This window comes from Anabaena sphaerica FACHB-251, assembly GCF_014696825.1.
Taxonomy (GTDB): Bacteria; Cyanobacteriota; Cyanobacteriia; order Cyanobacteriales; family Nostocaceae; genus RDYJ01.
Map to the genome: position 1 here is coordinate 78995 of NZ_JACJQU010000013.1, position 13248 is coordinate 92242.

13 protein-coding genes are annotated in these 13248 nt (G+C 37.8%); 1 reads left to right on the forward strand and 12 read right to left on the reverse strand.

The window, feature by feature from the left end:
* Positions 1-66: 66 nt before the first annotated feature.
* On the forward strand, positions 67-267 hold the full coding sequence (locus H6G06_RS19180) for a hypothetical protein (protein WP_190562992.1): 201 nt from the start codon (positions 67-69) through the stop codon (positions 265-267).
* An 18-nt stretch (positions 268-285) separates the two neighbouring features.
* Here H6G06_RS19180 and H6G06_RS19185 read toward each other — a convergent pair whose 3' ends face one another.
* The 12 genes from H6G06_RS19185 to H6G06_RS19240 all read right to left on the reverse strand — a co-directional run bounded on the left by H6G06_RS19185 (position 286) and on the right by H6G06_RS19240 (position 12993).
* Positions 286-975 (reverse strand): Uma2 family endonuclease, encoded by a 690-nt coding sequence (locus H6G06_RS19185; RefSeq protein ID WP_190562994.1) that lies wholly within the window; start codon positions 973-975, stop codon positions 286-288.
* 66 nt (positions 976-1041) lie between these two features.
* Entirely contained in the window at positions 1042-2622 is a 1581-nt protein-coding gene (locus tag H6G06_RS19190) for a DUF262 domain-containing protein (protein WP_190562996.1), read from the reverse strand.
* A complete protein-coding gene (locus tag H6G06_RS19195; protein WP_190562998.1) occupies positions 2619-3662 on the reverse strand; it encodes a hypothetical protein in 1044 nt (347 codons plus the stop codon). The genes H6G06_RS19190 and H6G06_RS19195 overlap by 4 nt, the downstream gene beginning before the upstream one ends.
* Before the next feature lie 25 nt (positions 3663-3687).
* A complete protein-coding gene (locus H6G06_RS19200) occupies positions 3688-4923 on the reverse strand; it encodes an AAA family ATPase (RefSeq protein ID WP_190562999.1) in 1236 nt (411 codons plus the stop codon).
* 132 nt (positions 4924-5055) lie between these two features.
* Positions 5056-6684 (reverse strand): mucoidy inhibitor MuiA family protein, encoded by a 1629-nt coding sequence (locus H6G06_RS19205; protein WP_190563001.1) that lies wholly within the window; start codon positions 6682-6684, stop codon positions 5056-5058.
* Between the two features lie 162 nt (positions 6685-6846).
* Positions 6847-7788: a LysR family transcriptional regulator gene (locus H6G06_RS19210; RefSeq protein WP_190563003.1), complete on the reverse strand. Its 942-nt coding sequence runs from the start codon at positions 7786-7788 to the stop codon at positions 6847-6849.
* A 325-nt stretch (positions 7789-8113) separates the two neighbouring features.
* On the reverse strand, positions 8114-8908 hold the full coding sequence (locus tag H6G06_RS19215) for a beta-carboxysome assembly protein CcmO (protein ID WP_190563005.1): 795 nt from the start codon (positions 8906-8908) through the stop codon (positions 8114-8116).
* A gap of 49 nt (positions 8909-8957) precedes the next feature.
* Entirely contained in the window at positions 8958-9725 is a 768-nt protein-coding gene (locus H6G06_RS19220; RefSeq protein ID WP_190563007.1) for a beta-carboxysome scaffolding protein CcmN, read from the reverse strand.
* Between the two features lie 199 nt (positions 9726-9924).
* A complete protein-coding gene (locus H6G06_RS19225; RefSeq protein ID WP_190563009.1) occupies positions 9925-11601 on the reverse strand; it encodes a beta-carboxysome scaffolding protein CcmM in 1677 nt (558 codons plus the stop codon).
* Positions 11602-11812: 211 nt separating this feature from the next.
* A complete protein-coding gene (locus tag H6G06_RS19230; protein ID WP_190563011.1) occupies positions 11813-12112 on the reverse strand; it encodes a beta-carboxysome shell vertex protein CcmL in 300 nt (99 codons plus the stop codon).
* Positions 12113-12118: 6 nt separating this feature from the next.
* Positions 12119-12463: a carbon dioxide-concentrating mechanism protein CcmK gene (locus tag H6G06_RS19235; RefSeq protein WP_015212738.1), complete on the reverse strand. Its 345-nt coding sequence runs from the start codon at positions 12461-12463 to the stop codon at positions 12119-12121.
* A 221-nt stretch (positions 12464-12684) separates the two neighbouring features.
* Entirely contained in the window at positions 12685-12993 is a 309-nt protein-coding gene (locus H6G06_RS19240) for a carbon dioxide-concentrating mechanism protein CcmK (protein WP_015212739.1), read from the reverse strand.
* Between the last annotated feature and the right edge of the window lie 255 nt (positions 12994-13248).

The window sequence follows — 13248 nt, forward strand, 5'->3', positions numbered from 1 at the left end:
CCTACAAAGTTAATAGTAATATTTATCTAAAGGGTAATAAAGCCTTACTTTAAAGAGGAGTTTACTGTGGAGCAGACAATTAATTGCGCTGAAGCTTGCGTTAACGGTTGCGTTTTAGGCGATAAATGTCCCAATATCGAGTTTAGAGAAGCAACTTCTAAGTTTATTGAAGAGACTTCTTTGGATCAAATGTTAGAAATGGCTGAAGAAAGATTGCGGAGGAAAATGACAGAACCGCCAAAATGGGTATTTCCTGAAGATGTTTAATTAATAGATGAATATTAATTAAATCGTATTTGGATCAATACCTAATTCTCGCAGCTTCGCCGCCAAGCGATCGCTGCATCGTTTTTCTTCCTCAGCACGTATTTTTTCCTGTTTTGCTACTTCTTCGGGAGTGGGAACTAATTCCCCTTCAGCAGTAAAAAACCGTAAATTATTTTCCTCAACCCCCAAAAATAACCCTAACTGCTGACTCCATAACCAACCTTGATCATTAGGTTCTATAGGTTGATACTTACCAGCTAAAAGCACAAACCCAGCAAACTCTAAATTTTGAGGATCAAACCAAAAATATTCCGGTGTGCGAAAAATATCTTGGTAAATTTGTTTTTTTAAACCTTTGTCAGTTTTGGCTGTAGAATCTGATAACAGTTCTACAATCACATTAGGATACTTACCATCTTCTTCCCAAACAACCCAACTTTTGCGGGGTTTACGTTCAGTATCCAAGACGACAAAAAAATCTGGACCCCGGAAATGTTCTGATTTTAGTTGGCGAGGACTGTAATAAATCGTAATATTACCAGAAGCATAGAAATCATTTCTATTTTGCCACAACCATTCAAGACATTGAATGAGCAGCGTCATCTGTAGTCGGTGTAAGTCAGTTTCCAAAGGTGGTTCATCACTATATAAATCTCCTGGAGGAAATATAACATCTTCTGGTATTGGAATATCTTGGATTAGAGTCATGGTAATCAGTGATTTAGTAATAAAGGGGTTAAGTCTAATGTAACACTACCTGATTTTTTATAGAATTTAATCTACATATTTAATATTTAAACTTTCAACAAATTCACGTTCTTTACATTTTAAATAATCATCTCTTTGAGCAACAAAATCATCTATTTTATCTTGTATATATAAAGCAAACATTTCCTTTGTTATGAAATGCTTTTCTAAAATATCATTATCAGAAATAATAATAAAAAAGTTAGCTAATGTTTTTTTCTCAGGTGCTTGATCCAATTCAGAGGACAATCTTAAAATGATATTTCCAGGGGTTCTATCCTTTTTAGAAGAAATAAAAAATTCTTTGATTCCTTCCATATCTTGAGGTTTATTATCACCGAGAATTGATTTTAAATAAAATAATTGTAATGCTTTCGGCCTGACTCCTGTAAAATTCAATTTACTTGGATACTTAGGTGTACTAAATTCCATATCATCATTTATCTTATAAATACCATTAGGATGTTTTCCTTGTGCAAATTCACAAAAAACTTGATAAGCATTCCTCTGCTGACTTAAAGAATATATTGTAAAATAATTAGAATAGGTAGTTATCCAAAACCAATTTTCTAACAATTGCAATTCTTGAGATGTAGGATTTGGATTTAGTCTGAAGTAGTCAGATATAAAAATTAATTGAGCAGGATATGGTAATAAACGTACATTTATTACAAATAATCTTTTATATAGGAACTCAATTGCTTGCTTAATATAGTCGTAAGCATTATTTGTACATAACTCTAAATCAGATTTATATCTTAATTCTTCTAGCTTTACATCAAAATAAATTTTTCCATCTACATTATTAATGTTACTAGCAATACAGTTTAAAATTATATCTCTTTTTAAATCTTCAAAATTATAAATACTCAATTTGGTTAAAAATTCATCAATTGACGCACTCAGTAAAAATTCTGTTTCTTGATTATAGCTAAGTGCTGAAAGCATAAAATCTTCAGAAATTTCTGTTCCTGTTGAATTTACTCTTGAGAAAATTTCCACAGCACTTTTTATATCACCTCCTTTAATCTCTACATAAGGTAATTTATACTTGTGCAATATGTCATGTAAATTTCTAAGATTATCAATATATTGTTCTCTTTCAATTTCTGTAAGATTTTCTCTATCTAACTGACGAACAAAATCAAATAATTCACGATTATCATAAACCTTGTGTAAGGGTATGGAAAAAATATTTCCTTTTCTAGTTCTTTTACTAAAGTTATTCTCTTTAATATCAAAATAAATCAAAAAATCGTTGACATCATTTTCATTCGTTTCAGGAAAATCTTTAGGGTTAATTAAAGCACCAAATAATGTTGATATCCTTTGAAAACCATCTAAAATATATTTTGTGTTATTATTATTGTTTTTTCTAATAATATAAGGACCTATTTGATCTTTAGTTTTATATCCTTGAGTATTCCAAAATAATAAACTCCCTATAGGATAGCCTTTCAAAATACTATCAAATAATTCAAGCATTTGAGAAGTTTGCCAAACAAATTCTCTTTGAAATATGGGTATTTTATATTCCCCATTAGCTATATCTTTTAATAATTCTTCAATAAATATGATATCTGGTTTTACACTTATTTTATCGTTCATATTATTTTCGCTATTTTTAGTAAAATTTGTTCAAGTTCAGAAACCAATTCATTTGCTTCAGGGAGAAACACTTTATGATGTTCACATCTTTGCTCAAGTAGTCTGTAAGAAAAATCACCCAGGAACATTTCTGGAAATTCTTCTTTTATTTTTATCTGACCTATCTTGTTATTGTTTTTATTATATTCTAAAAAATCCAAATCACTTTCGCTTTTACTACTTAAATGGTCTTTCTGATCTTGAGTAATTAATGGAGCTTTTTTAAACAATATCTCCAATGGAATATAATTTTCTAACTCTCTTTTGTATAAAATATGCCATATAATCAAATCGTGATCTTCATAACTGATATCATTTTCACTTGGAGGATTGCTGATTTCCCGATTTTTAAAAAATTCAATCAGTTTTTTGTATTTTCTTGCATTAAAATCATTATCAAAATTTTTATCACTATCAAAAATAGCCACTAACTTATATTTATATATATTAAAATAACGAAGAGCATTCATCAAGTATTGTATTCTTTTTTGTATTTCCCCACTTCCACCAGCATTATCAAATTCTATAGTTTCTCTTTTGATAGCATTACTTATTAATACATAAATAGAACGTCTTTCTTTAGAACTACTATACTTTTGGGCAATTCCTTCAATAAACTTACGATCATTAATTCCATTTTCTACAATTATTATAGAACGCTCTGTTAGAATTTTAAAAGCATCTTTTGGGTGTATTTCTTCTGGATTAGTTCCAATAATTAAATGAGTAAGATGATTTCTATGCAATTGAGTAAGATTCTGATTTATTTTCTTACAAATATAATCTTTTAAATTTTGCCTTTTAGTATCTGAAAAATGAGCTTGAGCAATTTTATTTTGATTAAAAATATATTTATTATCATTATCAAAAAAAATACTTTTAATACTTCTAGTATCTATAAAATGGTTATTTTCAAGAAGCTCAATAAGGATATCAGCTAGAATAGACTGCATATCATCATCTTGAGTTTGAAAAATTGCGGGGTTAAAAGATATGATCATATTGGTATCCTGGTTATAGTTACTGTTATTGTTCTTGTTCTTTTCTTCTCAGTGCTTTTTGCATTTCTAAAATTTCTTTCATACCTTCATTAAAAACATCTTCTGGCCAATCACTTAAAACCCCTTCTTCATCAACAGTTATTTCCCGTAATTCTTTACCTTTTAATTCAGCATCTTCTATCCAGTAAATTATTAAATCATCTTTGGTAAAACCAAAATTATTTTCAACTATCAACTTACGCAAGCGCAAGATAATATTTTCAGAATGAGTTTCAATAATAAAAGTCTGATTATTTTCCTTTGCTGACTTTGCAAATAGTTCAGCTAAATCACCATGTGCAGCAGGATGTAAATGTAATTCTGGTTGTTCTAAAACAATTATTGAATCAGGTCTATCAGTAACATTAGCACGAACAACTAAAGGTAATGCTTGATTCATTCCTTGTCCCACATCCATAATATTTACTTCAGTGTCATTTTTAGAAAGTAAAATTTGAATAAGAGGTTTTTTACTTGTATCATCTACTATCAATTCCCAACCGTCAAAATGTTCCTTATACCACTCTCCCACCTTTTCATACAACTTATCTTTTTTCTCTAATTTACTGACTCCAAGCATTAAATAAGCATTTTCACCTGTAATACCTGTATCTCTAAATTTTATCTTTCCAGTTAAAGAAAAGCATCTTTGAGGCAAAATTCTAAAAGGTCCAATATAATCTACATCCATTTGGGGGATTTTAAAATTTACAGACAAATTCTCATTTGTACCTTCTTTTATAAATTTATTGGGTATAAAACCTTTAAATTGGCACTCGTAAAGTTGCTGATCAATCTCATTAATGTATCCGTTAGTAAAAGGATATATCTTCATATCTTCTAGCTCAAAATCTTGTTTATTATCTTTATATTTCCATTGCCAAATATCTAAACCATAACCATCTACATTTTTCAGTAAACCAACATCCAATTTCACATTATTCTCAAATATAATTTGAAAATTTAAACTAATTCCTCCAGATTTATTTTCAGGAAACAAATTATCAAAATCTGCACCTAATTCTACTCCATTATTTTTTAATAAAAGAGGTTCATCTATATCTCCCTTGAGGGAAGTTTCCAGCAAAGTAAACAATTTAGCAATAGAACTTTTACCAGAACTATTTTTACCAATAAAAATAGTAATTGGTTTTAATTGCATCGTCTGTTTTTCGGAAAATGCTTTATAATTTTCAAAAGAAACAGATTTGATTTTTACCATGATTAATAAACCTTATAAATTAGTATTCTGATTCTCCGAAATGAATTATGAGAAGTAATCATAATCATTGATATGATACTTCTCCTTGTATTTACACTGTATCTGTAAATTAAGTTCGCTTAATATTATCTTCTAAATATCCAATCCCAAAACCGTTAACTCTGGTGGATGTTCAACAGTAAATTGATAATACAACTCCTGCTGTTCCTGTGGTGCAAGCACAATCTCCCATTCCAACACACCCATTTCACCTAATTGAATTTGTGGATTAGAACGAGTTAGCCGCACCTTAATTTGTTCATTACGACTAACTGGTAATTGTTCAGTTAAATTCAAATTTGCTTCATGATTTAACAAATTAGTAATCAGCACCCGATAAGCATAAGTGACTCTACGTTGACTGCTCATCAGTTTTTTATCTACTTGACGTTCAATTAAATCACGCTCAAGTTTTAAACCTTCATCTATACCCAAATTAATCTTAAATTCTTGTCCTGGGGCAATATTTTCTAATTGAGTAGTACCGACAAAGACAGTATCACGGAAAATATTCGCTGTACCTGGTAATAAAGTCGCACCATCAGGACTATTTTTCACATGAGCTTGTAAATAAGCAAAACTAACTAAACGTGGCATTCCCACATAATTGAAATTACAAGGATAATCAGCTTGGAAAATTGTGGTTTTATGAGGTGTGCCATCACTGGGAAGATGACCACCACTATTCATTTTAAATGTCACCACACTGCCTTGCTTCGATACCTCAGTAACGACAGTTTCAGCATCAATAAAATTTTCTTCATTCTCCTCCTTTGCTGATTTTGACATACTTGGAAGAGCAGGTAAAAGTATGGCCATAGCAGGTGGAGGAGACATAGAACGCTGAACAGTCAGAGGATCGTCAGCGCGTATACGAGGAGTGTCGATATACCAAGGTTTTAGCTTTGGTGGCAGCGAACCTAATCCCGGTTTAGCAGTAGAAAGAGTCAGAGGTACATCTATCCAATCTTCCCCTGTAGTTTGGTTCACTTCTGCTAAATAAGTTAAATGCAGAATATTATTTTTACTATCAACCCGCAAATCATAAAGGGGTTTCCAACTAGCACGGTTTACCACATAAGATATTTCTAGCTCAAATTCTCCTGCCCCTGTCACCTCCACTTCCACAATCACGCTTAAACTTTCTTTGGGGTGAGGAGTTTGGATTTTTTGTAATGCAGCGCGAAGAGGTTGTAATTGTTTTTCTAATTCTTGCTGTTGGGTTTTACATTCTCCAGAGGAGATCGCATATTCGCTATACTGACTACCAATAAAGTTGAGAAAATCCAAAGTTTCACTCAAACTCAGATTTTTCCTTGACAAACTCTGAGCAAAAGGTTCTTCAGTCTTCTCACCCAAACCAGCGATAAAACTAGATTGTAATCCCAAAGCATCTATTTGGGCTTGGAGATGGCGCTTTTCTGCTTCTAGCTGCTGAATTTGTCTGGTCAACTGTGCCACTCTTTCTGCCACAGGTTCAGTAGTGTAAATGCGATCGCTGCTTACTCCCAGCAACCGCACTCCTACCGTACCAGTACCGCTTACCCGCACAGATTCAGTTTCCAGAGTTACAGGCAATGGTGTAATTAATAACTCACGTTCTTCTCCTGTTAAGGATATTACACCTCGTCTTGTAACTAGAGCTTTGTCACCATAGACTGTGACAGCAACAATTTCACTTTGTATAGTTTTGCGCCAAGATGATATTTCCGGGTTCACCATTGCCAGTTTTCCACCATGTTTAACAGTTATCAGTTATCAGTTATCAGTTACCAGTTACCACTGTTACTTTTTACCTGTTCCCTGATTTAATGGTTCTGTTGGTTAATTGTCAATGGTTTGCGGGTTCACCGTCAAGAAGGAAGAAAGTTTTGGATGTAAACTTTATTCTGGAGGTCGCTCAACCGTAATACTTAGAGGCAGAATATCCTGCTCAATAATCTTCTTTGCTGCTTCTAGCAGATACTCATAATAAGTACGAGCTACAATAGATAACTGCTTACCTGCTGGGTAAGCTATGTACCAAGTGCGCTTAATAGGAAAATGCTGCACATCCAAAATGCTGAACTCATGAGCATCTGTCAATAAGGTATGACGAGATAAAACCGAAATTCCTAAACCTCCAGCTATTGCCTGTTTAATCGCTTCATTACTTCCTAATTCCAACTTCACCTTCACCTTTACCCCATGTTCATCAAAGAGAGACTGCACAGCGCGACGAGTACCTGAACCAGGTTCGCGCATAATAAACGGTTCTTGTCCTAATCGTTCGATGGGAATATTTTTTTCCTTTGCCAAAGGATGATGAGCAGGTGCAAAAACTACCAAAGGATTTTCTAAAAAAGGCTCGAAATTGATATCCAGATGATCTGGAACTTGGCTCATGATATACAAGTCATCCAGATTACCAATCATCCGCTCCAAAATCCGTTCATGATTCGTCACTTGTAGCGATATATCAATTCCAGGGTAAAGTTGGCAAAATGGACCCAACAAACGCGGAATAATATATTTCGCTGTAGTAATAACCGCCAAGCGCAATTGACCTTGCTTTAGCCCTTTTAAATCTGCTACTGTCATTTCAAATTGGGCTATAGTCTCAAAAATCTGGCGACAAGTGGCAAATAATTCCCGTCCCGCTTCTGTCAAAAATAAACGTTTCCCCACCTGTTCAAACAAAGGCAAGCCTACCGATTTTGTCAATTGCTTGATTTGCATCGATACGGTAGGTTGGGTGAGAAATAATTCTTCAGCAGCACGAGTAAAGCTACCGTGCCGTGCAGCGGCCTCGAACACCTTCAACTGGTGCAACGTCGCTTGGTTCAAGGTGATTCTCCTCTCTTGACGTATTCTCCTGACTGAAGTCTAGGGGATTCTTAAAAGATGTTAAGAGATACACTGATGTCGTCCCTTTCCACCTTTCTTCCTGCTCCTATAGATATATTTTTAGTATCACTGAAAACCAACAAATTATGTAGTGCCACACATACCAAGTTATAAGTCTAAGTATAGACAAAAGTCTATCCTCGCTATTAGAAGTGCAGTATTGGACTTATGAACTTGAGAAGTTATCATCAGAAAACGAGCATAGCGTAAAATGCCTTCCAACCCCAGATGAATGGTGAATATTGAATATATTATTTAGAATTCATCATTCATCGTTCCATATTTCTTCCTTAATTTTTACAGGCAATCTCGCTAAATCTGGCAACTCCACTGCTACCGCATCTACAATCTTATCTTTGATATTCAACGGTATATTTAACGGTTCACGTTCTTCTATCCAACAACTAGCGACAGGCAAGGTTAGCTCCATTTCATCCAACGGTCGAGGAATCACCATCACCGCGTTCAATTCCCCAATCCGTTCTGCCTCAAACATTCCCGCTTCCACTGCTACGGCAACGTTAGCTACAGAACCACGAATAATAGCTGTACACAAACCCGCACCAATTTTTTCATAAGCAGCTAAATGAACATCAGCGGATTTGAGCATGGCATCACAAGCGCCTACCATTGCCGGAAAACCCCGCGTTTCCACTAAACCAATTGCTTGATTACTCAATCGGCTGTAATTGCCTTCATCCATCAATTTACTGATGCGGGTAGTAATTGGCAGCACAATATCGAGGTTGGGATAAGGTCGGGGAATCACTAAGCTAGAAACCAACTGACCAAATTGTTCAGCAGTTTGTACACCGGCTTCTACAGCCAGACGCACATCAGCAATGCCACCCCGGACAATCGCCGTACAGTGACCACTACCAATTTTTTCATAGCCTACTAAGTGAACTCCAGCCGACTTTAACATCATGTCAGCTGTGCCAACAATAGCCGGGAAACTGAGAGTCGATACTAAACCCAAGGCAGTATCCTTGAAGTTGTCTCGCTGACGACGACGTGATGGCTGGATAGTTGTAAGAGACCGTTGATTAGATGTTTCCATCGTGAATTCTCCAGGATACTCGCAAAAAAAGACAACTAACAATTAACACTTATTCTGAGTAATTGTCAGAGTTTTCGTCACTCAAGGATTGCCGATGGGGAAACAATGTGACTAACAGTCTGTTAATGTTTCCTTGTCCATATATCTGTGTCCCGAAAGTGTTAGGGGCTTCAGACTTAGCTGGACTGGTTTCGGATTCCTGAGAGTTAGTTTCTGGAGAACCTGGGAGAGTTGTTTCTGTCGAGGTGGAGTCAGTAACCAGGGGCGTTTCTGCCACTGGAGGAGACTGGCTTTTAGGGGTAGGAGAAGGTGGAGATACGGAAGTAGATTGTTGTTTAAAATCTATGAAAGCCGCAGCAGAAAATTGAGTAGAGTTAATTACCTTTTCCTGTGGTTGTGGCTCTGGGGGATTTGTAGAAGTGGTATTTGTGGAAGTCCTTGCTTCCGTTTGATTTTCATCAATCTGCCGACTGCTATCTCCCAAAATTGATCCTGGTGGTACTAATTGTTGAGGTGCTACAGAACAGTTAAATACTGTCGTAGCTGCACCGATACAAGCATTAGAACCGATTTTACCAGAACCAACCATTAAGAACCCGGCTCCCAGGTTTGCTCCTGCTTCTATTTCTAGGATACCCTCATTAACCTGGAGAATTGACCCCATGCCAATACAAACCCCAGGACCAATAATAATTTTGCTGTCGGTAGCTGCTTGAAGTATTACCCCTGGAGCAAGTACCGCGCTGGGATGAATATTCACCTCGCCACTAATATAAGAATCAAATCTGTCGCTGAGGCGAAGCAACGGCACAGACATGGAATTTATTACCTCGGAAGCCGGAAGAATGAGTATTGAAAATTAAGTTGAGGTGGGGAGGTGGGGAGGTGGGGAGAAATATTTACCTCCTGCCTCCTGCCTTCTGCCCTTCGGGTGATGCCTCCGGCACGCCTGACGGCGAACGCCACTTGCTTTATGCCGGGAAACCCGTCCACCGCAGTGGCTCCCCTCCTGCCTCCTATGGACGTTGGATAATTGCTTCCAACACGCGGCGTTTGGCTGCGGAGTCGATACCAATTAAGCGTACGTATTCGCCTGCATATTCAGAAAGGATAGCTTCTAAAGCAGCGATCGCTTCTCTTTCAGATGCAGCCTGAATTTGACCGCAGCTTGCCCAAGTACCCGTACGGAAACGACGTTGGTCTACGTGTTCAACGCTAATCTTAAACCCGCCTGTTAACAACTGTCTCAGTTGGTCTACTACTTCTGTACTCAAGCGAGTGCTGGTTGCGGTTGCGGTTGCGGTTCCACCACCTGTAGCAGCTACTACTGTTTTAGCACTACCAGAAGATACTACTTGACCGTTGGGACGTTGGATAATTGCTTCCAATACCCGACGTTTAGCTTTGCTGTCAATGCCTATTAAACGTACATATTCGCCTTGGTGGTTGACCATACATTCTTCCAAAGCAGCAACTACTTCATTGGCAGAATTTGTTTCAATGGGTTGGCAGCTTTCCCAAGTACCTGTACGAAAACGACGCTCATTTACGTGTTCTGTGCCAATTTTGTAACCATTAGCCAAGAGTTGGCGAATTTGGTTAATAGTTTCCGCACTGAGCCTACCACTAGCAACTGCACCGTTGCCGTTACCGTTACCGTTACCGTTGCCGTTACCGTTGTAGCTGCTGTAAGATGCAGCAGGAGCTTTAAAGCTGGATGTACTTGTAGCTACTACACCATCTGGACGTTGAATGATGGTTTCTAATACCCGTTTTCTGCCATTATCAATGCCAAACAAACGCACGTACTCGCCACTGTGGTCTATCAGACAAGATTCTAATGCTGCGATCGCTTGTCCTAAAGACTTAGTTTCAATTGGCTGGCAGCTTTGCCAAGAACCTGTGCGGAAACGTCTTTGATCAACGTGTTCTGTACCAATTTTATACCCTTGCTCTAGTAGATAGCGTACCTGTTCTACTGTTTCTGCGCCCAATTTGCTTGCCACTTCACTACTCCTTTCCAACTCTTCAACAACAATACTTGTATAAGATTTAGCCCCAGCCAGATTAAGTTCATCCCGAATCGGGGCAATACACTTAAGATCCTCTGCACAGCGATAACCAGCCCGCAAAGCCTGATTTATCCCCACAACGTGGTGAGCAAATTGCTGATCCTGAGCTTGTACATCTGGTAATCGGTCAGCTTGTTGCTGTGTAGTAATTATCGATCCAGAAGCTACGTATTTACCAGGGGGAATTTCTACATCTTGGATTAATGCGTGCATCATGACGATGCAACCAGCCCCTACTCTGGCATTAAACACAGTGGAGCGAAAGCCAATAAAGCAACTTTCCCCTACATAAGCTGGTCCATGAATGAGCGCCATGTGGGTAATAGAAGCATCTTTACCAACCCATACTGAGTAGTTTTTGCCATCATCACCAATTACTCGGCCTTGCTCCAACCCATGAATTACTACACCATCTTGAATATTAGTATTTTCACCAATAAAAAAAGGTGTTCCTTCATCTGCTCTAATCGAAGTTCCTGGAGCAATAATCACATTCTGACCAATCTGTACATTCCCAATTAAATTACAAGAAGAATGTACAAATGCGGTTTGATGTATATCGGGTTCAGCCAAACTCCTTGACCACGGGGTTGGGGGTGCCGCCGTGCTGCGGACTGCCATCGCGAGATTCCTCCTGAAATAAGCTTTTTGTCAGTGCTTAGAAGAAGAAGGCAAAAGGCAAAAGGTGAACCACTGCGGTGGACGGGTTTCCCGACATAAAGCAAGTGGTGAACCCGAAGGGCAAGAGGCAAAAGGCAATAAATAATTTTTATTCTCACTTCCTGTTCCCTGTTCCCTGTTCCCTGTTCCCTGTTCCCTGTCACCTGACTATCTATAATTGGTCTTTTTTGCTGTAAATGAGGCGATCTTCAACGTAAATGGTATCTATTATCGCCACTACTGCTGCATCTAACGGACGTTGTTCATTGCCAAGAACTTGACGAGCGGCACTGCCACGACTGACAAGCACCCACTCATCTACTCCTGCTCCCACAATATCGGCTGCTACCTCATATTCTGGCAGGAGTTTTCCGTCTTCATCTACTAATTGCAACAGCAGTAGTTTGACACCTCTAAGACTGGGATCTTTTTGCGTGCTAACTACTGTGCCACGAACTTTGGCAATTTGCATTATAAATTATGGTCTTCTACCAAAAGGACGAATGGCGTTTACACCTTCCCGGAACTGTTCTACATCTTCTGTATAACGAATTGGGAGAACGTATTCCAAGTTTTCGTGAGGACGAGCAATGATGTGAGTAGACAGCACTTGTCCACCGTTAACTCGCTTCACATTTTCCACACCAGCTGCTACTGAAGCTTGTACTTCGGAAACGTCACCGCGAACGATGACTGTCACCCGACCACTACCGATTTTTTCATACCCTACTAAGGTAACGCGAGCAGCTTTCACCATCGCATCAGCAGCTTCTACTACTGCTGGAAAGCCCAGCGTTTCAACCATTCCCACTGCAATCGACATTATTTTAAATCCTTAAATCAAGTTTTACGACAGGCAAAAATTCCTGCTCAAGCAAGCAACCGTTGTCACAACTTCTAGAAAATCGTGAGTTTTGAAAGTGTGATCCTTTCGATAACGAAAGGCATTCAAGGGCTAAACGGCAAGCCCTCTAGATCATAGCCCGTAGGCATTTGAATTTACTTTTGGTTTGACCCCGTTAATCACTTTGTTTAAACAGTATTTTAAGTGCGGAACTGTTCTACTGCTTCTGTATACCGAATTGGTAAGACATATTCTAGGTTTTCGTGGGGACGAGCGATGATGTGAGTGGATAACACTTCGCCACCATTTACTCTTCTGGCTGCGTCAACACCAGCTGCTACTGAAGCTTGTACTTCAGATACATCACCCCTGACAATCACAGTAACACGCGCACTACCGATTTTCTCATATCCTACTAAGGTAACACGGGCTGCTTTCACCATCGCATCAGCAGCTTCTACTACTGCCGGAAAGCCTTTAGTCTCAATCATTCCAACTGCAATTGGCATCGCAGAACTCCTAAAAATTTAATACAATCTGTACTATGGGTGGAAATTTTTGACGGGGATGCTCATTTTGAGCGAAGAAAATACTTCTAAAATTAAGCATATGAAACCTTGGCATCCCTGGCAACATAAATTACTATAATAGTTTGTAATAAAAAAGTTTTAAAAAACTTAACAAAACTTAATGCACTCCTGAATTCGATCAATGTTCACGGTTTCCTAGAGTGGCCGCTTATGCTTTATAATTTCTTTATTACA

Coding starts and splice junctions, on each gene's coding strand:
- H6G06_RS19190 (WP_190562996.1), bottom strand. CDS start 2,622: ATGAACGATAAAATAAGTGTAAAACCAGATATCATATTTATTGAAGAA.
- H6G06_RS19185 (WP_190562994.1), bottom strand. CDS start 975: ATGACTCTAATCCAAGATATTCCAATACCAGAAGATGTTATATTTCCT.
- H6G06_RS19230 (WP_190563011.1), bottom strand. CDS start 12,112: ATGCAAATTGCCAAAGTTCGTGGCACAGTAGTTAGCACGCAAAAAGAT.
- H6G06_RS19235 (WP_015212738.1), bottom strand. CDS start 12,463: ATGTCGATTGCAGTGGGAATGGTTGAAACGCTGGGCTTTCCAGCAGTA.
- H6G06_RS19225 (WP_190563009.1), bottom strand. CDS start 11,601: ATGGCAGTCCGCAGCACGGCGGCACCCCCAACCCCGTGGTCAAGGAGT.
- H6G06_RS19240 (WP_015212739.1), bottom strand. CDS start 12,993: ATGCCAATTGCAGTTGGAATGATTGAGACTAAAGGCTTTCCGGCAGTA.
- H6G06_RS19215 (WP_190563005.1), bottom strand. CDS start 8,908: ATGGAAACATCTAATCAACGGTCTCTTACAACTATCCAGCCATCACGT.
- H6G06_RS19200 (WP_190562999.1), bottom strand. CDS start 4,923: ATGGTAAAAATCAAATCTGTTTCTTTTGAAAATTATAAAGCATTTTCC.
- H6G06_RS19205 (WP_190563001.1), bottom strand. CDS start 6,684: ATGGTGAACCCGGAAATATCATCTTGGCGCAAAACTATACAAAGTGAA.
- H6G06_RS19220 (WP_190563007.1), bottom strand. CDS start 9,725: ATGTCTGTGCCGTTGCTTCGCCTCAGCGACAGATTTGATTCTTATATT.
- H6G06_RS19195 (WP_190562998.1), bottom strand. CDS start 3,662: ATGATCATATCTTTTAACCCCGCAATTTTTCAAACTCAAGATGATGAT.